Here is an 18,312-nt window from a genome sequence, read left to right as displayed (position 1 = left end):
ATGGAAACAAGACGTTTAACAAAAATGGCTTTATTAACAGCCTTATTATGTATTTCAGCATATATTTCTTTCCCATTGCCATTTAGTCCCGCTATGGTAACGGCTTTGACTTTGGTAGCCACATTAATCGGCTTATTGTTACAGCCTAAGGATGCACTTATCGTATTTATCATTTATATTTTGCTTGGTGCAGTTGGGTTACCAGTATTTGTTGGCGGTACGGCTGGTCTTGGCAAATTGTTGGGACCAACAGGTGGCTTTATTTTTTCTTGGCCAGTTGCATATACATTACTAAGTATATTTAAAGGTTCTAAAAAAAGCTTTTTCTCTTATGCCTGGCGATCTCTTGTGATTACCATTCCTGTAGTGTACCTCTTTGGTGTAGCAGGTTTTATGATTGTTACAAAAACAGAACTTTGGGCGGCCTTGCCTGTAGTCATGTTCCCATTTATTCCTGGAGATATCGTAAAATGTCTGGTTGCTTCTTGGTTAGCAACTAAAGTTAAAATTTAGAATACAATTAAAGTGGCATTCTGCGGGATGCCTCTTTTTTGCTTTTAATAGAAGGAGTATATATGTCAGTATATATTCATGGTGGGCTTAGAAGTCCTATCGGCGTTTTAAATGGACAATATAAACATATGAGACCCGAGATTTTGGGCTCTCAAGTAATTGATGAAATAATTAATCGTTATACTATTTCACATATAGATGGAATCTTCTGTGGTAATGCAGTTGGTACTGGTGGTAACCTTGGCCGTCTCATGGGACTTATGTGTAATTTACCAAATTCTGTGCCTGCTATTACCGTTGATATGCAATGTGCCTCAGCTTTGATGAGTATTGAGATAGCATATGCACATATTGTGTCTGGTATTATGGATTCTGCTATTGCAGGCGGTATTGAAAGTTCGTCGTTACAGCCAGAGCGGGTGTATGCATCTGGGGATGACCGAGAAGGTCCCTATAAGGTAGCTCAATTTACGCCCCAAGATCAATCGCCTTTAGCCATGCTCAAAGGGGCCGAGCGGACTATTCATAAATACAATGTAACAAAGGAAGATTTATATCCGCATATTATTGGCAGTCATCAAAGAGCATCAGCAGCTTTAGATAACCCATATTTACAGTCATATATTATGCCTATTACTATAGATGGTAAAAGATGTATAGATGAATGTATTCGACCTACGATGAACGAAAAACTCTTGTCTAGGATGAAACCTTTGTTGGGAGCTGACTCTATTACAAATGCAGGCAATGCGTGTTTAACTCATGATGGAGCAGCCTTTGTATATTTATCTAATAAAAAAGGGCCTTTTAAAATTCATAGCGTCAAACCTTGGGCAGGAAATCCCCAGTTTAGTCCAGAGGGTGCCCTTGAAAGCACAGAAGCCATTTTAAAACGTACAGGTTTAACTATGGATGATATTGACGTAGTGGAATGGAATGAAGCCTTTGCCATTATTGATGTTCTTTTTGATAAGACTTATCCTAATCATATTGGGAAATATAACATGTTTGGTGGAGCGTTAGCTTATGGGCATCCCTATGGATGTTCTGGCGCCATATTAGTGCTTCACTGTATGGCTGCTTTAGAATCTTGTGGTGGTCGTTATGGTTTATGCGCTATTGCTGGTGCAGGAGGCACAGGATCGGCTTTAATTATGGAACGTATGTAATATGACAATTATTGAACGCTTACAACAGAATAAAGAGTTAGAGCCCCATAAAATTGCCCTAATCGTAGATGACATACAATATACATATGGTGAACTATATGATGCTATTCTATCGGTAGATATTAATAATACAAGTCACATTGTAAATTTTACTCAGTCTAAAGAGACATTAAAAACTAAGGTTCTTTTAATTAAGGAATTGTCGTTTGTTGAACAACTTACACAGTGGCTTGGGGCAATATATAAAGATAATATTCCTATGGTATGTCACAATGAGATGGATAAGGCTTATGTAGATGAGCTAGCTCGTATTATAGCCTATGAAGGTGTACCGCCATTAGCTGATTTTGGAGTACTTACATCGGGGACTACGGGACGACCAAAACCTTTGTGGAGACGAGAGAGGTCTTGGCGTGATTTTTTTGATATTCAAAATAATATTTTTCATATAAACAAAGATGTTAAAATCTTTTTACAAGGGAGTTTTAGTTTCACAGGTGTTAGCAATATGGTTATTGCCGCTTTATGGGCTGGAGGGACCGTTGTTACTACGAGTTCATTGCGTCCTAGTAGATGGATACAGCTCATAGAGGAATACAATGTAGACCATATATATGCATTACCAACAAAACTACGATTATTGGTACGACACTGTAAAAGTAATTTATCATCTATTAAATATATAATTGCAGGATCTCAAGTTCTAGATCGACAATTAATGGAACAGTTACAACATATATGTCCTGATATGGAGTTTATCTTGTACTATGGCGCATCAGAGCTTAACTATATAACGTATTGTACAGGTAAGGAATGGCTAGAGCGAGAAGGTACGGTGGGGAGACCATTCCCAACCATACAGATAGCAGAGACTGATAATGTTATTTATGTGACCACGAAATATCATATTGAAGGGATTCCTAATACATATACTGTAAATGATTGTGGATATATCGATAGCGATGGTTATCTAATGTTTAATGGGAGAGCAGGCGACGTAATCAATAAAGGGGGATATAAAATTTCTATTCCAGAGATGGAATTGTATTTACAATCCTTACAAGGGGTTTCCGAGGTTGCTATAATTGATATTACTGATGAGATACGAGGGGAGGACTACGTAGTTTATATGGTGCTAGATGGTGAGGCTAGATTGAATGAAGTTATAGACTTTATTCATAATAAAAGGCCTTCTGTGGAGTGGCCAAAAGCTATAATAGAAGTTCCTATGCTACCCCTTACGGAATGCTCAAAAGTTGATAAACGAAAGCTAAAAGAGTGGTATAATAAAGGGTAAACATTTTTTGTACTACAAGGAGGCATCATGCAGATTAATAAGGCGGCGCTAGAGATTTTCGACTTTACATCCTCGTTAGCTGTATATTCTGAACATGAATTAAAGGTTGGGGATCAAGCTATACAAGATTATATAGCAAATCATGTAGTTAAGGCTTTTAAAGATCCAGGGGCTAGAACCGGAATCTTACATGATGCGAGCCCTGTGGGCAAACAATTATTAGATTATAAAAATGGAGAGCTTAAGTTTATTGATTTATGTAAGAATTTAGGTGAAAGCTTATTTTCTTACATGAAACAAGCTACTGATTCTGTTGTTATTGATACAATTATCTGTGAAGCCGTTACGGATACGCCTTATGTTTGTATTCTTTTGTGTCAAGCTCATGATGCTTTTACCCATCAATTATTCAGTGAAGATGATGGTACATTGGCTACAGAACTTGTTTCTCATAAGGCAGTACTACCTATGCCATCACAAAAATTACGTGCCTTTGCATCCATTAATTTGCATGATTTTAGCGTTCGAATTTTTGAACCTAAAGGGGAATTTGATGGTGAGGTATCCTATATCCTAGCAGATAAGGTCTTGCAATTAGGGACTAATCAATCCTCGCGAGATACGGTGAGAAAGGTAAAGACTATCGTAGATAAGGTGGCTCAAGCTCATGAGTCTGATGGCGTTGTTGAGTTGACAACCGCTAAATCTATGATTGCTAAAAATGCAGAAGTATCAGATACCGTTGATCCTGTTCGTATTGTAGAAGAGGTATTTAAAGCGAATCCTATTCAACAAGAGGCGGCAAAAAAAGAATTAGCTGATGCGGATATGCTGCGTCCTTTGCCAGTCAATCGTGAGTTTGCCACGAAGGTTGGAGAGCATCATAAGATTAAAACAGATACAGGTATTGAGATTTCATTTCCTGTAGAATATATGAAAAATCGTGAGTTTATTGAGATAAAAACTAATGATGATGGTACTTTGCGTATTGAATTAAAAAATATTAATAAAATCGTAAATAAATAGTAATGAAAAATTATATTTGTCTATAGAAATATATTATGTAATGATTAAATTTATTTGCTATGCTAGTATATGGAGGTTATGATGAGTAAAGAGAAACATAAAAAAACAAACGCATTACGTATTTTAGATACTCATAAGATACCTTATAGTATTAGCGAATATGAGTGGTCTGAAGAGCGTGCTGCTGGCCTTCATGTAGTAGAAGCATTAAAACTCGATGAGAAACAAGTCTTTAAAACATTAGTTGGCAAAGGTGACAAAATTGGATATGTAGTATTCTGTATTCCTGTGGCTGAAGAGTTAGATATGAAACAGGCAGCACGTGTTAGTCATAATAAGTCTGTAGAGCTTGTTCATGTTAAGGATTTGTTAGGTATTACAGGTTATTTGCGCGGTGGATGTTCTCCAGTAGGCATGAAAAAAGCATTCCCTACCTATTTTGATGCTACTATGGAACCCCAAAAGTTTGTATATGTAAGCGCAGGTTTACGCGGTATGCAAATGAAGGTAAATCCAAAGGATTTGGCATCTGTTGTAAATGCTGAATTTGTTGAACTGACAATGGACCATTAAGGGGGGGCGTATGGCAAAAAAGTTTTATGCTGTTCGTCAGGGTCGTGTACCAGGAGTTTACACTACATGGTCTGACTGTGAAAAACAAGTAAAGGGCTATGGTGGTGCTATCTACAAATCATTTTCGACAGAAGCCGAAGCACGTGCTTTTGTAGAGGATTCAGGTTTGTCTTTAAGTGATTTTATGAGTGCTAAAAAGAGTGAACTTAAATCGCCACAAGAAGTGAAGTTTAAATCTAAAAATTCTAGGCCTATAGTTTCTAGTTCTAGTATTCAAAGTAAAGTATCAGCAAATGTTGTGAAACCAGATTTTACTACTCCAAACTATATGGTTGCGTATATCGATGGTAGTTATAATAAAGAGACCAATACTGTTGGGGCAGGTGGGGTTATCTTTTTGAATGGCAAGAGGAAAACATTTTCTTTTTCCTCTACTGATAAACGATATACATCGTTTTGGAATGTAGCTGGCGAGTTGTTGGCTGCTATGCATGTTATGAAATACGCCGTTGATAATGGGATTTCTGAATGTTCACTTTACTATGATTATATGGGCATAGAAATGTGGGCTACTAAGGGATGGAAACGTAATAATGAGCTAACCCAAGAGTACTCAGCATTTTATGATTCTATAAAAAATCGTGTGCGAGTTTACTTTCACAAGGTGGTTGCTCATACGGGCGATACATATAATGAAATGGCTGATGCACTAGCAAAACAAGGTGCAGGTATTTAAAGATGTTAGAAGGGAGGGCGCTATGAATATATGTGTTACTGGTGGGGCCGGATTTATTGGTTCTCATTTAGTTGATAGATTAATTGAATTAGGTCACGATGTACTCGTTATAGATAATTTATCTACAGGTATGCGCTCCTTTGTACATGAAGATGCTCAATTTATTGAGATGGATGTACGAGATCCAAAATTACTATCTGTATTTGAAGAGTTTAAGCCGTCTATTGTTTTCCATGAAGCGGCGCAAACAATGGTACAATCCTCCATGGAGAACCCAAGTTATGACTGTGATGTAAATCTAATAGGGCTTATTAATGTTCTCGATGCTTGTCGTAAAGTGAATGTTGAACAATTTTTAATGCCTTCATCAGCTGCTGTATATGGCGACTTGGCAGTATTACCATTGACTGAAGACTTGAGTGGTATGCCTTCGTCTTTTTACGGCTTAACAAAGCTTACTGCAGAAGGCTACTTGCGAATTTATCATGAAGCTTTTGGATTAAATACAGTATGCTTTAGATATGCTAATGTATATGGACCACGTCAAGGTGATGGTGGTGAAGGTGGTGTTATCAGTATTTTCAACCGCTTGATTGTCGAAGGGCAACCATTAACTGTATTTGGTGATGGTGAGCAAACTAGAGATTTCATTTATGTAGATGATGTGGTAGATGCTAACATTAAGGCTATGGGGAATGGTCAATGCACAGGTATTTATAATATATCTACCAATAAGGGAACATCTGTGAATGAGTTGATTACGCGATTCCGGACTATTAGCGGGACAGATTTTATGGTTTATTATGAAGATGAGCGTATAGGAGATATTAAACATTCGCGCTTAAGTAATGTGAAAGCTGAACGTGATTTTGGCTTTACTGCTACTACAACATTAGAGGACGGCTTACAAAAGACATTAGAATACTTTAAAGCTCATCATAAGTAAGGGGTATAAGGTTTGGGGATATGAGTGATACACAATTTTGGGTGACCGTAGGTATATGGAATTTTATCGTATTTAGCCTGTATGGATATGATAAATTATGTGCCATTAATGGATATGATCGGATTTCAGAGTTCACATTATTATTTTTAGCGTTTGCCTTTGGGGGTGTTGGTGCTTTATTAGGCATGGTCCTATGGCGTCATAAGACGTTAAAGCTTAAATTTAAATTAGCCATTCCTTTTGCATTACTTTGGTCTGTATATGCGGTTGGATTCGGTTATGGCTTGTGGGTGAAATGATTGTATAAACTAATATTTTATTCATTCTTTTATGATATAATAAGAGAATATTGTACATAAAATGTCAGTGAAGGAGATATTTGATGTTGCGATTACAATCAGGTTTTGAGTTAGATTATGCTAATATATATAATGAAAGTTGCATACAAGAACGCGATGTGAATAATTTTGAACGAGCTATACAAAATGTATGGCGCCATACAAATATTTTGCGTTCTACAGGCTTCGAAGAAGGTCATGTTTCTAAAGATGGTTTACCTGAACCTGTGTTGTTTTACCAACTTCCATATATTTCAGAAGATGGTATCAATACACCAGATATGTTAGAGCGGCTCTACGAATTACGTGACTATGCACGCCATAATATTGATACGGTTGTATCTCTAGGTATTGGGGGCTCCTATTTGGGAAGCAAAGTTATTTTTGATGTGCAATGTGGAGCATTTTGGAATAACTACAGTGCAGAGGAACGCGACGGCTATCCTAGAATGTACTTTGCAGGCTTTAATGTGGATGGTGATTACTTAGTAGGGCTAATTCGTACGTTAGAGTGTCAAGCTCAGAAAAAAGGTCCTGATTATAAGGTGATGCTCGTTATTAATTCTAAGTCTGGATCTACCATTGAACCTATGGCTAACTTCATGATTTTGGAGAAGGCTTTACAAGATCGTAATATTAACTACGAAGTGATAGCTGTTACAGATGTATCTGATGATGAACATCCTACGATTTTACGATCTATGGCGATAGAAAATAATTGGAAGACCTATAGTATTCCTTATGGCGTAGGTGGTCGTTTCTCTGTATTTACAGAAGTTGGTTTTGTAACGGCCGCTCTTGTAGGATTTGATATTGAAGGATTTTTAGCTGGTGCTGCATCTATGGATGTAGCATGTCAAGAAGAAGACATTTTTAAAAATCCAGGCCTTTTAAGTGCATTATTGAAATATATTGCATCTGAACGATATGGTCGTATTATAGAGGTGTTTATGCCTTATAGTGAAGCACTCCACTCATTATCTGATTGGTATGTACAGCTCCTATCCGAATCTCTTGGAAAAATGAGTAATACTTGTCTACCATATGGCCGTACGCCAGTAGCTGCAGTAGGTACTATGGATATGCATGCTCAAGTTCAAGAGCATCAAGAGGGGCGCCTAAATAAGGTAGTTCAATTTATTAAGGTTAAGGACTGGAAACATAATCTCATTGTTCCAGATTCTTATAGTCAATATGAACGTTTACACTCTCTATCTGATGTAGGCATTTGTGATATTTTAAATATTGCTTTAGATGCTAATAGAGAAGCATTGTCTAGTGACAATCGTTTTAACATGACTATAATTGTACCAACATTAAACGCATTCCATTTAGGGGAAATTATGTTTATGCATTGTTGGGCCGTTTATTTTGAGTCCATTTTTGCGGGCGTTGATGCTTTTGATCAACCAGGGGTAGAGGTTTATAAGCGTCTCATTGGGCCCAAATTGGCTCGAGCAAAGGATGTACATAATTCATGAGGGGGAACTATGAATATTTTAGTAACAGGTGGTGCTGGTTATATTGGGAGTCATACTGTACGTGCTTTACAACAAGCAGGATATACACCAATCATTGTAGATAATTTATCTCGAGGGCATGTAGAATCTATTCCTGAAGGGGTAAAGTTCTACAATATGGATATTGCAGATCCTAAACTAGTAGGCATTATGAAAGAACATAACATCCTAGGTGTAATGCATTTTGCTGCTCACTCACAAGTTGGTGAATCCATGCAAAATCCAGCTATTTATTATGAAAATAATGTAGTTGGTTCCTATCACCTTATTGAGTCTGCTCGTACCGCAGGTATAAAGCATTTTGTATTTTCTAGTACGGCTGCTGTGTATGGTGAGCCAAAGGTAGTGCCTATTCGTGAGGATGCTCAACTGCAACCAACAAATGTATATGGTCGCACTAAATTGATGATAGAAGAAATGTTGTCTGATTATAGTTCTATCTATGGTTCTACATATGTTGCGTTGCGTTATTTCAATGCGGCCGGTGCAGATCCGTCTGGTATGATTGGAGAAGACCATCATCCTGAAACTCATTTGATTCCACTTGTGTTAGATTCGGCTCGCGGTAAAAGAGAGCATATAACTGTATTTGGTACTGATTATGATACGGCTGATGGCACATGTGTACGCGACTATATTCATGTCAATGATTTAGCAACTGCTCACGTATTGGCTATGGACTACTTACGTAAAGGCGGAGAATCTCAAGTATTTAATCTTGGTAGTGGCAATGGATTCTCTGTAAAGGAAATCATCGAGACTGCAAAAGAGGTTACAGGTATCGATATTCCTGTTCAATATGGTGATCGCCGTGCTGGTGATCCAGGAACATTAATTGCGTCCTCTGAAAAAATTAAAAATTTACTTGGTTGGGATCCTAAATTTAGTAATGTTGCTGATGTTATCAAAGATGCATGGCATTGGCATACATCTCATCCAGATGGGTTTAGTAGTAAATAAAGAACAAATAGTTTTGATTTGTCAATATAATGAATGACTCTATTAGTCACCGTGGTGACTGGTAGAGTCATTTTTTTGTAGGATTTTAAAAGAGCCTCCTAGAATATGTCAGCAGGAGGTGGATTATGAATTTACGAGACTATATAGAACGTATGAAAATGTGGATTGATAAGCAGCATTTTATTATGCGCCACTATAAGTTTGCACTTGGTATTTTCCTTATCATTACGGTGGCCCTTTTAGGTATTGGTATTTTTTATCCTCATGAGGAGGAAAATGTTCATATTAGTTTAGATCAATCTAATAGTAGAGAGGGTAATCAAAATGAACGAGGCTCAGAGAAATTATCAAACGAAACAACACATGGTAATAGAACAGGGAAAGGAAAGAATTATTTTAAAGATGAAAGTGATATAAAAGATGTAAAGGACAGAGAGGTAAAAAGCAATGTTCATGGACGATTATTATATGATATCACCGGTGTTGAGCGAGCAAATCCTTGGCGAGAGGTTTTTAAAGATATTCCTATAGATGATTTACTTGGTCAGAATAAGATAACTAAAGATAGTAATGGCAATTTCGTTGATATAAATAATAATTTATATGAGTCCGATGATGAACTGAGTACTTTTGGAAAAGCGGAAGATAAAAGTCGTAGAAATGGAAAATATCAACAAATAAGAAATAATAAAAAACATAGAAATAATTATATTGAAATAAAGGGGCAAGATACTAGTGTTGGACCAGTTAAATCCAGTATACAAACTACTGTAAGCCATCCTACTAAACAACATCCCATAGAGCTTATAGGTATTATTGAGGGACAACAGAATATTGCCATTTTACGAAAAGGCACAGAGGAACAAATGGTTAGTATAGGAAGTGTCTGGAAAGAAATATTAGTATCTAAGATAACTGCAAGTGGTGTAGAAATTATTGAAGGAGGTTCATCACGGTGGCTAAGAATCGAATAAGTTTTATAGGTCTAACATTTATAGATAAGATTATAGTGACTGTTATATTGCAAATAAGCTTATGGATGGTCGTCATGCTTGTAACTCCCTTCATGGTATTTGCTAATGGTACTGATAGGATAACTACTAGTAGTTCTGAAAACATTGTAAATAGTGGTGAAGTAGCTAAAAATGAAAAAAATATTGAGAACAAACTCATAACGATTTCTGTACGCAATGCATCCTTAAAGGAGACCGTCTTAGGCATTTGTCGTAGTTATGGTATATCCGTTATTGGTGTAGAGTCGTTAAAAGGGAGTATTACGGCCACTGTAAAGGGAGAATCACCAGAAGCAATTATTAATGAGTTAGGTAAGTTATATCATTTTTCCGTATCGAAGGAGCATAATACCCTTCTTATTGATTCTGATGATGAAACACTTGAAAAAAGAGAGCTATATGTTATATCACCTGAACATTTGCCAGCTGAGTCTTTGAAAAATGTGGTAGGCACAGTGGTAAAAAACGATAAAATGGCAGTGCTTTCAGAACAAAACGAAGTAATTATGCATTTGACGAGTGGAGAAAAGCGACGTGTAGAAACCTTAGTACGTGCTATCGACAAGGAACCAAAACAAGTGCAATTAGAAGCTACCATCATTGCTATGGAACAATCCTATGCTAAGGAACAAGGATTTAGATGGTCTTGGCTTAGCTTGACAGGTCATGGAGAAGATAAAACACATTCCTATGGTGCCGTTACCTTTGGCAAAACCCCGACTGGAGAGGCCTATAAGTTCTTTGTAAAACCAGAGCTAAGTCTTATGGAAAGCTCAGGTAAAGCCGTTCTAATTGCAAAGCCATCTATTATGGCTATCAATGGTGAGACTGCACATATCTTGATAGGTGAAAGAATACCAGTTATAGAAGAATCGGAAGTGAATGGAGAACGAAAGCGTTCTACTCGTTATGAAGAGGTGGGCATTAAGTTGAATTATACTCCTATTATTACTGCTGATGATGGTGTAGATGCTAAAATACATGCAGAGGTGAGTACACCTATTATGGTATCTGAAATGAAAGCCTATAAAATAAGCACACGTCAAGCACATACAAGAGTACGATTACAACCAGGAGAAGTGCTGGTTATTGGTGGACTCATGGACAATCGAGATCAACATCAAATACAAAAGATACCTATTTTAGGAGATATCCCTTTGTTAGGAAAATTATTCCGTCATAGTCGAAAAACAAAAGATTCTATAGAAATGTTAATGTTAGTGAGGGCAACTGTGGTATAATGAAGAGTAAATGATTAGGAGGTTGTGAATGGAACGCATTCGAATGATAGGCCTTGGAAAATCGTTTGGAGTGCGCCAAGTATTTTCCAATGTGTCCTTTGAGTTAAAAGAAGGGGATCGACTCGCTTTGGTAGGCCCTAATGGGGCTGGGAAATCTACTTTGTTAAAGTGCATATTAGGCTATGAAGAGCTGGATGAAGGTAATGTAGTCAAGTCGCCTGTTGCTAGTATTGGCTATTTACAACAAGATGTAAATCTGGGAGATGATAGCCTTGCTACGGAAATAGAAAAGGCTTGGGCCGATGTTCATGCATTGGAAAAACAATTAAAAGAGCTCACTAGTCGTTTGGAAACTGAAGAGGCTAGCGAATCGGATTTACAACGCTTAGATTATTTACAGAATCGTCTAGAATGGTTAGGTGGGTATGACTATGAGCAAAAGACAAAGCGCATAGTCTATGGTCTTGGTTTTACTGACGATGACTTAGATAAGCCGGCTAATGCATTTTCAGGTGGTCAAAAAACACGTATTAACTTAGCTAAAGCATTAGTACGTAGTCCTGATTTTTTATTCTTAGACGAACCGACAAACCATTTAGATATGGATATGCTTGAGTGGTTAGAGGGTTATTTATCTGCCTATCAGGGTGGAATTCTCATTGTAAGTCATGACCGGTATTTTTTAGACCGTATTGTCACAGGTGTTGTAGAGTTAGATAATCACAAAGCCACAACCTATCGCGGTAACTATAGTCGGTATATTCAACAACGGGATGAACGCTTAAAGGCAGATATGGTGGCCTATGAAAAGCAACAGGAGTACATTAAGAAAACAGAGGCTTATATAGATAAATACCGTGCTGGTATCAAGTCTAAAATGGCTCGTGGCCGTCAGTCTCAACTCAATCGATTAGAACGTCTAGAGGCACCTGTTACTTCACATCATTTACAATTTTCTTTTCCTCCCGCAGCGATGAGTGCTGACAAAGTTTTAGTCTTGGATCATTTATCTGTCGGATATGGTGAAAGTCGTATTATTAATGATATCTCTCTTGTTGTTCGACGTGGTGAATCCGTAGCACTTATCGGGCCTAATGGAGCTGGTAAGTCTACACTGGTGAAAACTATTGTAGGAGAATTATTCCCTGAAAATGGTCATGTAGATATTGGCAATCGCGTACAAGTCGGTTACTTCTCACAAGAGCACGAAGAGCTGCACGATTCTTGGCAGGTAGTAGAAGAGATTATGAATTACTTTAACTACAGTGAGGATAAGGCGCGTAATGTGCTTGGGTCGTTCTTATTTAAAGGGGATGATGTATTTAAGTTAGTAGGTGAATTATCGGGTGGTGAGCGAGCTCGGTTAGCTTTACTTAAGTTATTTCTTCAAGGCGATAATTTCCTAATTTTAGATGAACCGACAAACCATTTAGATATTCCTACACGAGAAATTGTAGAGAGAGCATTACAACAGTTTGAAGGGACTTGCTTTATTATTTCTCATGATAGATACTTCTTAGATCAAGTTTCTACAAAAACAGTAATTCTAGATGAAGGTAAAATTACAGAGTACCTCGGTAATTATTCATACTATAAGGAAAAACTGAAAGAGCAAGAAGACTTATTAGCATTAGCTAATGAGAAAAACTTTGAGAGCAGTAAGAGTGATAGTAAAGCTACTCCTACTAATGAGTCAATGCTTTCAGCATCAGAAGCTACAGAGGAAAATCAGAAGAAGCCAAATGCTTATATGGTAGAAAAACAATTAGCTGAGGTAGAAGCTGAAATTGCTCGTTTAGAGGCGACGATGAAGATGTATGAAGTGCAATTAGCGAATCCTGTAGTTCAGCAAGATTTAGATGAAATGTCTAAAATTTCCATACAAATTGAAGAGACTCAAACTGAGTTGGATTCATTATATGAGAAGTGGGAACGGCTATGTGAATAGCTTTTTAATGTATATATTATTAAGGAATTAAAATCATTTTCTTTTAATTGACAAAAGATTGAAATTTCTCATAATATAGGTATAGAATCAAAGTTTTATGTTTTAAAGGAAGGGTGTAACATGAATAAATCCATGTTAAAAAAAGCAGCCATTTTTGGCCTTGCTGGTGTAATGGCAGTTGCTGCTGGTTGTGGCAGTAATAAAGATGCAGGTAATGCAAATAGCAATGAAGCTAAAATCGCATTGTTGACAACAACAACTGGTGGTGCAGCAGCATATGGTGAGTCCATTAAAGCTGGTGCAGAATTGGCAGTAAGCGAAATTAACGCTGATGCAAATGCTGTAAAAATTAACTTATTAGTAGAAGATACTAAAGGTGATAAAAACGAAGCAATTAATGCAATGAATAAAGTAATTTCTAAGGATAAAGTTGTAGCTGTTATCGGACCAATGTTATCTGGTGAAATGATGGCAGCTGGTCCTGTAGCAAACAAAAGTAAAATCGTAGCTCTTGGTACATCTACAACTGCTGAAGGTATTACAGATATCGGCGATTACATTTTCCGTAATGCAGTACCTGAATCCTTGGCAGTAGATACTGCAATTAAAGAAGCACATAAAACTTTAGGCTTCAAAACTGCAGCTATTATGTACTCCAACAACAATGACCAAATGGTATCTGTAAATAATACAGCTCGTAAAGCATTGGAATCTGAAGGAGTACAAATCGTTGATACTGAAACATTTGCAGATAAAGATACTGATTTCTCTGCACAATTAACTAAGATTCAACAAGCAAAACCTGATGTTATCGTAGTTGCTTCTCTTTACCAAGAAGGCGCATTGATCATGAAAAAAATGCGTGAAATGGGTATGAATCAACCTGTAGTTGGTTCCAATGGCTTTAACAGCCCTGAATTCATTAAAATTGCAGGTGCTGCAGCTGATGGCGTTATTGTAGGTACACCTTGGTTCCCTAACAAAGACGATCAAAAGGTAAAAGATTTCCGTAAAGCTTACAAAGATAAATACGGTAAAGAACCAGACCAATTCGCAGCTCAAGCTTATGATGCGGTATACCTCTATGAAGCAGCTTTGAAAAAAGCAGGTTCCACTACAGATCGTGAAAAATTCCGTGATGCTTTGAAAAATATTGCTGACTTTGTTGGTGTAACTGGTCAATTCAAGTTCAACGAAAAACGCGACCCTTCCATGGAAGTTCAAGTTTTACAAATTAAAAACGGTCAATTTGACGCATTAAAAAAATAAAAGTTGAGGTAGTATAGTGTTTTTACAACAATTAGTTAACGGATTAACCCTCGGTAGCTTATATGCTGTACTCGCTATTGGCTTAACACTTGTGTTTGGCGTTTTAAATATCATCAACATGGCACACGGAGGCATCTTTATGATAGGTGCCTTCGTTGGTCTTTTTATGGTAACTGTTTTTGACGTTAACATTTTTGTAGCCCTTATCGTAGCTATGGCTGTGGGTGCTATCCTTGGTTATCTTTTAGAATTTGTGGCACTTCGTCCACTTCGTAAGAAAAAGGTGTCTCACTTGGCACCACTTATTAGTACCATTGGTGTTTCTATTTTCCTTGAAAGTTTGGCATTATTGCTTTGGGGCCCTCAAACTAGATCGTTCCCACCAGACTATATTGGTGGCCTAATCGACTTTGGAGCTTTCAAAATTTCCATGGTACAAATTATTGGCTTAGGCGTTTCTGTTGTGCTAATGCTCATTCTTAATATAGTTATTAAGAAAACTAAAATTGGTAAGGCCATTCGCGCTGTATCCATGAGTACAGAAACGGCAGCTCTTTTGGGTATTAATCCAACAATGATTATATCTGTTACTGTTATGATTGCATCTGCCTTAGGTGCTGCTGCAGGCGTATTAGTAGGTTTGTCCTTTAATGCTATTGAGCCTACAATGGGCGTTATTATCGGCTTTAAAGGCCTCGCAGTACTTATCTTAGGTGGTCTTGGTAATATTACAGGCGCCATGGTTGGCGGCTTCATTTTAGGCGTAGCAGAAATCTTCTCTGTTGCATATGGCGCATCTACATTCCGTGATGCTGTGGCCTTTGGTCTCATCATCCTATTATTATTCTGGCGCCCACAAGGCTTGTTTGGATCTAAAGATAAAGGGGGGAGACCATAATGGATTTATTGAACCCGTATTATCTACAGATCGTGATGTTTTTCATCATCAATGCTATCATGGGTATTTCAATTTATTTCACACTGGCAAGTGGACAGCTTTCTTTAGGGGCTGCTGGCTTTATGAGTGTTGGTGCATACGTAGGCGCTATTCTTTCTTTGAAAGCTGATTTGCCTATCGTTGTAGGCATTATTATTGGTGGCTTAGTTGCTAGTCTTGTGGCTGTTATTATCGGTTTGCCAACAACACGTCTTAAAGGTTTGTATCTTGCCATTGCTACACTTGGATTTGGCGAAGTTGTGCGTGTTATTTTCTTGAATTTGGATATTACAAATGGTGCATTAGGCCTTTCTGGTATTCCATCCATTCCTCAAGAATTGACAAATTATGCCTATGAATTTGATCTCGATGGTTTAATGGGCATTGATGCTGTTGCATGGGGCAATCTAATGGCTATCATTATTTTGTTAGCTATTTTAGTATTGATTATTGCCTTTTGTGTACGAATCAATAATAGTCGTGTGGGCCGTGCCTTTGCAGCGATTAAGGCTGATGATCATGCAGCAGAATTGATGGGGATTAACGTTGTATACTATAAGATGATGGCCTTTATCATTGGTGCTTTCATCGCTGGTATTGGCGGTGGTTTGTATGCTCATATTACAAACTTTATAAATCCTACAGACTTTAGCTACCATAAGGTTGTTCAAATCTTATTATTCCCTGTATTTGGTGGTTCTAATGTAGTATGGGGCTCCGTATTAGGTTCCTTTATTCTTACATTATTGCCAGAAGTATTACGCTTCTTATCCGATTATCGGGACATCATCTACGGTGCATTACTCGTTATTTTGATGGCAGTTCGCCCAGATGGTATTTTAACAGAATCTATGGTAGACAAAATTAGTCGTAAATTAGGTTTTAAAAAAGCTCCATATATTCCTGAATCACAAGTGTTGACAGAACGTTTTGAAGCATATAAACGCAAACAACAAGAAGAAAAACAAGGATAGGAGGGAACTGAATGCTATTAGAATTAAATGACGTAAGTAAAAGCTTTGGTGGCGTTGCAGCCCTCACAGGAGTATCTTTTGGCGTTAAACAAGGTGAAGTATTTGGTGTTATTGGTCCAAATGGTGCTGGTAAGACGACACTGTTCAACTTGATTACAGGTGTATTCCCAGTAAGTTCAGGCGAAATTGTTTTTGATGGTATGTCTGCTGTAGGGATTAAGCCTCATAGAACTGTTGAAATGGGCATTGCTCGCACATTCCAAAATATTCGTCTCTTTGGCAATATGACAGCTCTTGAAACTGTTTTAACTGGTATGCATTGTCGCACCGGCTCTGGATTCCTATCTAGCTTTTTGAAAACAAAACGTCAACGTATTGAAGAAGAACGTTGCCGTGGTATTGCCTATGAGTTTTTAAAGCTTGTAGGGCTTGAAGATGATGCGGAAGAGGTTGCCACATCATTACCGTATGGTAAGCAACGTCGTCTTGAAATTGCTCGTGCCTTAGCTACACATCCGCAGTTAATCTTGCTTGATGAACCGGCAGCAGGTATGAATGATAGTGAAACTGAAGTTCTGCGTCAATTGATTGGCAAGATTCGTGACCTAGGTATTACTGTTGTGGTTATTGAACATGCCATGGAATTAATGATGAATATCTGCGATCGTTTGGTAGTACTTAACTTTGGCAAGAAAATTGCCGAAGGTACACCTCAAGAAATTCAAAATAATGAAGCTGTAATTGAAGCATACTTAGGAAAAGAAGAGGTGTAATATGTTAAAACTAGAAAATATTGTGGCTGGTTATGGACATATTACAGCCTTAAAAGATATAAGCCTAGAGGTTCCACAAGGTTCGATTGTATCTCTTATTGGTGCTAATGGTGCCGGTAAGACTACTACGATGAAGACTATTATGGGACTTGTAAAACCCACATCTGGTCGAGTGATTTTTGAAGGTCAAGATATTACAGGTCGTCAAACTCATCAAGTTGTACAAAATGGTATCTCATTAGTTCCTGAAGGACGTCAAATACTACAAGATATGAGTGTTTATGAGAATCTTGAAATGGGTGCTTATACACGTAAAGATAAAGAAATCGAAGCAGATATTAAAAAGGTATTTAAACGATTCCCTATTCTTGACGAACGAAGCTATCAATTGGGTGGTACTTTATCTGGTGGTCAACAGCAAATGTTAGCTATTGGTCGTGCACTTATGGCTCGTCCAAAGTTGTTATTACTAGATGAACCATCTATGGGCCTTGCGCCTTTAGTAGTAAATGAGATCTTTGAAACCATTAAAGAAATTAGTGCCGATGGAACAACAGTTCTTTTAGTAGAACAAAATGTACGTCAAGCATTGAAGATTGCTGATTATGCGTATGTTTTGGAGACTGGTAAAATGGTATTATCTGGATCTGCTGATGAAGTTCGCCATAATCCTCGTGTTATGGAAGCTTATTTAGGCGGTCGTGTTGAATAAGTAATTATATAAAGCGATCATTAGTGTCAGAAACTTTGAATAAGGTGTATATACTAGATTTCTAGTATATACACCTTATTTTTTATCACTAATTCTGATATAAATAGGAGCACTATGTGAGCTGATAATGAAGTGAGTTTATAAAATTTTTATTATTTTTAAGAAAATCAATAATAAATCTAGTGAATTAGGAATGAAAAAAGCAAATAATTATTAATGAACATATATTGAAAATACTGTATTTTTAAGGAATCGTTGTTGAAGATTTTATGAAGTTCGCCTAGAAGATACTAGATTTGTAGAAGTATATTTAAAAAAATGATAAAATAGCATGACTGATTTTTTAGATATAAGATACATCAATAAT

Annotated in this window: 18 protein-coding genes; all 18 read left to right on the top strand. The window is 37.2% G+C overall.

Features of this window, described 5'->3' with window-relative positions:
* The 18 genes from VPHSUH08_RS01760 to VPHSUH08_RS01675 all read left to right on the top strand — a co-directional run bounded on the left by VPHSUH08_RS01760 (position 1) and on the right by VPHSUH08_RS01675 (position 17,945).
* The gene (locus VPHSUH08_RS01760) at positions 1–513 is read left to right on the top strand and encodes a biotin transporter BioY (RefSeq protein WP_004693338.1); all 513 of its coding nucleotides are present in this window, start codon (positions 1–3) and stop codon (positions 511–513) included.
* A 62-nt stretch (positions 514–575) separates the two neighbouring features.
* On the top strand, positions 576–1,682 hold the full coding sequence (locus tag VPHSUH08_RS01755) for an acetyl-CoA C-acyltransferase (RefSeq protein ID WP_004693340.1): 1,107 nt from the start codon (positions 576–578) through the stop codon (positions 1,680–1,682).
* Between the two features lies 1 nt (position 1,683).
* Positions 1,684–2,979: an AMP-binding protein gene (locus VPHSUH08_RS01750; RefSeq protein WP_105086574.1), complete on the top strand. Its 1,296-nt coding sequence runs from the start codon at positions 1,684–1,686 to the stop codon at positions 2,977–2,979.
* A gap of 27 nt (positions 2,980–3,006) precedes the next feature.
* Positions 3,007–4,005, top strand: coding sequence for a nucleoid-associated protein (locus VPHSUH08_RS01745; protein ID WP_004693344.1), 999 nt, complete (start codon positions 3,007–3,009; stop codon positions 4,003–4,005).
* 81 nt (positions 4,006–4,086) lie between these two features.
* The gene (ybaK, locus tag VPHSUH08_RS01740) at positions 4,087–4,578 is read left to right on the top strand and encodes a Cys-tRNA(Pro) deacylase (RefSeq protein WP_004693347.1); all 492 of its coding nucleotides are present in this window, start codon (positions 4,087–4,089) and stop codon (positions 4,576–4,578) included.
* 10 nt (positions 4,579–4,588) lie between these two features.
* A complete protein-coding gene (locus VPHSUH08_RS01735; RefSeq protein ID WP_004693349.1) occupies positions 4,589–5,314 on the top strand; it encodes a viroplasmin family protein in 726 nt (241 codons plus the stop codon).
* Between the two features lie 22 nt (positions 5,315–5,336).
* Positions 5,337–6,260 carry an NAD-dependent epimerase/dehydratase family protein gene (locus VPHSUH08_RS01730; RefSeq protein ID WP_004693351.1) on the top strand — a complete coding sequence of 308 codons (924 nt, stop codon included), beginning with the start codon at positions 5,337–5,339 and terminating at the stop codon, positions 6,258–6,260.
* A gap of 20 nt (positions 6,261–6,280) precedes the next feature.
* The gene (locus VPHSUH08_RS01725; RefSeq protein ID WP_004693353.1) at positions 6,281–6,559 is read left to right on the top strand and encodes a DUF1294 domain-containing protein; all 279 of its coding nucleotides are present in this window, start codon (positions 6,281–6,283) and stop codon (positions 6,557–6,559) included.
* Positions 6,560–6,642: 83 nt separating this feature from the next.
* Positions 6,643–8,079 (top strand): glucose-6-phosphate isomerase, encoded by a 1,437-nt coding sequence (locus VPHSUH08_RS01720; RefSeq protein ID WP_004693356.1) that lies wholly within the window; start codon positions 6,643–6,645, stop codon positions 8,077–8,079.
* A gap of 9 nt (positions 8,080–8,088) precedes the next feature.
* Positions 8,089–9,078 (top strand): UDP-glucose 4-epimerase GalE, encoded by a 990-nt coding sequence (gene galE / locus VPHSUH08_RS01715; protein WP_105086573.1) that lies wholly within the window; start codon positions 8,089–8,091, stop codon positions 9,076–9,078.
* A gap of 125 nt (positions 9,079–9,203) precedes the next feature.
* Positions 9,204–10,052, top strand: a complete 849-nt coding sequence (locus VPHSUH08_RS01710) for a hypothetical protein (RefSeq protein WP_004693360.1) — start codon at positions 9,204–9,206, stop codon at positions 10,050–10,052.
* Positions 10,034–11,332, top strand: a complete 1,299-nt coding sequence (locus tag VPHSUH08_RS01705; protein ID WP_105086572.1) for a type II secretion system protein GspD — start codon at positions 10,034–10,036, stop codon at positions 11,330–11,332. The genes VPHSUH08_RS01710 and VPHSUH08_RS01705 overlap by 19 nt, the downstream gene beginning before the upstream one ends.
* Before the next feature lie 28 nt (positions 11,333–11,360).
* Positions 11,361–13,280, top strand: a complete 1,920-nt coding sequence (locus VPHSUH08_RS01700; RefSeq protein WP_105086571.1) for an ABC-F family ATP-binding cassette domain-containing protein — start codon at positions 11,361–11,363, stop codon at positions 13,278–13,280.
* Positions 13,281–13,400: 120 nt separating this feature from the next.
* The gene (locus VPHSUH08_RS01695) at positions 13,401–14,549 is read left to right on the top strand and encodes an ABC transporter substrate-binding protein (RefSeq protein WP_105086570.1); all 1,149 of its coding nucleotides are present in this window, start codon (positions 13,401–13,403) and stop codon (positions 14,547–14,549) included.
* Between the two features lie 16 nt (positions 14,550–14,565).
* A complete protein-coding gene (locus VPHSUH08_RS01690) occupies positions 14,566–15,447 on the top strand; it encodes a branched-chain amino acid ABC transporter permease (RefSeq protein ID WP_105086569.1) in 882 nt (293 codons plus the stop codon).
* On the top strand, positions 15,447–16,460 hold the full coding sequence (locus VPHSUH08_RS01685; RefSeq protein WP_004693371.1) for a branched-chain amino acid ABC transporter permease: 1,014 nt from the start codon (positions 15,447–15,449) through the stop codon (positions 16,458–16,460). The genes VPHSUH08_RS01690 and VPHSUH08_RS01685 overlap by 1 nt, the downstream gene beginning before the upstream one ends.
* Positions 16,461–16,471: 11 nt before the next feature.
* Complete coding sequence (locus VPHSUH08_RS01680; RefSeq protein WP_004693372.1) at positions 16,472–17,233, top strand: ABC transporter ATP-binding protein; 762 nt, start codon at positions 16,472–16,474, stop codon at positions 17,231–17,233.
* 1 nt (position 17,234) lies between these two features.
* Positions 17,235–17,945, top strand: coding sequence for an ABC transporter ATP-binding protein (locus VPHSUH08_RS01675; protein WP_004693374.1), 711 nt, complete (start codon positions 17,235–17,237; stop codon positions 17,943–17,945).
* Positions 17,946–18,312: the final 367 nt, after the last annotated feature.

The organism is Veillonella sp. S13054-11, from assembly GCF_002959795.1.
GTDB lineage: Bacteria > Bacillota > Negativicutes > Veillonellales > Veillonellaceae > Veillonella > Veillonella parvula_E.
The sequence above is the reverse complement of the archived record's forward strand: the minus strand, read 5'-3'. Positions and strand labels throughout refer to the sequence as shown.

Coding starts and splice junctions, on each gene's coding strand:
- VPHSUH08_RS01760 (WP_004693338.1), top strand. CDS start 1: ATGGAAACAAGACGTTTAACAAAAATGGCTTTATTAACAGCCTTATTA.
- VPHSUH08_RS01755 (WP_004693340.1), top strand. CDS start 576: ATGTCAGTATATATTCATGGTGGGCTTAGAAGTCCTATCGGCGTTTTA.
- VPHSUH08_RS01750 (WP_105086574.1), top strand. CDS start 1,684: ATGACAATTATTGAACGCTTACAACAGAATAAAGAGTTAGAGCCCCAT.
- VPHSUH08_RS01745 (WP_004693344.1), top strand. CDS start 3,007: ATGCAGATTAATAAGGCGGCGCTAGAGATTTTCGACTTTACATCCTCG.
- ybaK (WP_004693347.1), top strand. CDS start 4,087: ATGAGTAAAGAGAAACATAAAAAAACAAACGCATTACGTATTTTAGAT.
- VPHSUH08_RS01735 (WP_004693349.1), top strand. CDS start 4,589: ATGGCAAAAAAGTTTTATGCTGTTCGTCAGGGTCGTGTACCAGGAGTT.
- VPHSUH08_RS01730 (WP_004693351.1), top strand. CDS start 5,337: ATGAATATATGTGTTACTGGTGGGGCCGGATTTATTGGTTCTCATTTA.
- VPHSUH08_RS01725 (WP_004693353.1), top strand. CDS start 6,281: ATGAGTGATACACAATTTTGGGTGACCGTAGGTATATGGAATTTTATC.
- VPHSUH08_RS01720 (WP_004693356.1), top strand. CDS start 6,643: ATGTTGCGATTACAATCAGGTTTTGAGTTAGATTATGCTAATATATAT.
- galE (WP_105086573.1), top strand. CDS start 8,089: ATGAATATTTTAGTAACAGGTGGTGCTGGTTATATTGGGAGTCATACT.
- VPHSUH08_RS01710 (WP_004693360.1), top strand. CDS start 9,204: ATGAATTTACGAGACTATATAGAACGTATGAAAATGTGGATTGATAAG.
- VPHSUH08_RS01700 (WP_105086571.1), top strand. CDS start 11,361: ATGGAACGCATTCGAATGATAGGCCTTGGAAAATCGTTTGGAGTGCGC.
- VPHSUH08_RS01695 (WP_105086570.1), top strand. CDS start 13,401: ATGAATAAATCCATGTTAAAAAAAGCAGCCATTTTTGGCCTTGCTGGT.
- VPHSUH08_RS01685 (WP_004693371.1), top strand. CDS start 15,447: ATGGATTTATTGAACCCGTATTATCTACAGATCGTGATGTTTTTCATC.
- VPHSUH08_RS01680 (WP_004693372.1), top strand. CDS start 16,472: ATGCTATTAGAATTAAATGACGTAAGTAAAAGCTTTGGTGGCGTTGCA.
- VPHSUH08_RS01675 (WP_004693374.1), top strand. CDS start 17,235: ATGTTAAAACTAGAAAATATTGTGGCTGGTTATGGACATATTACAGCC.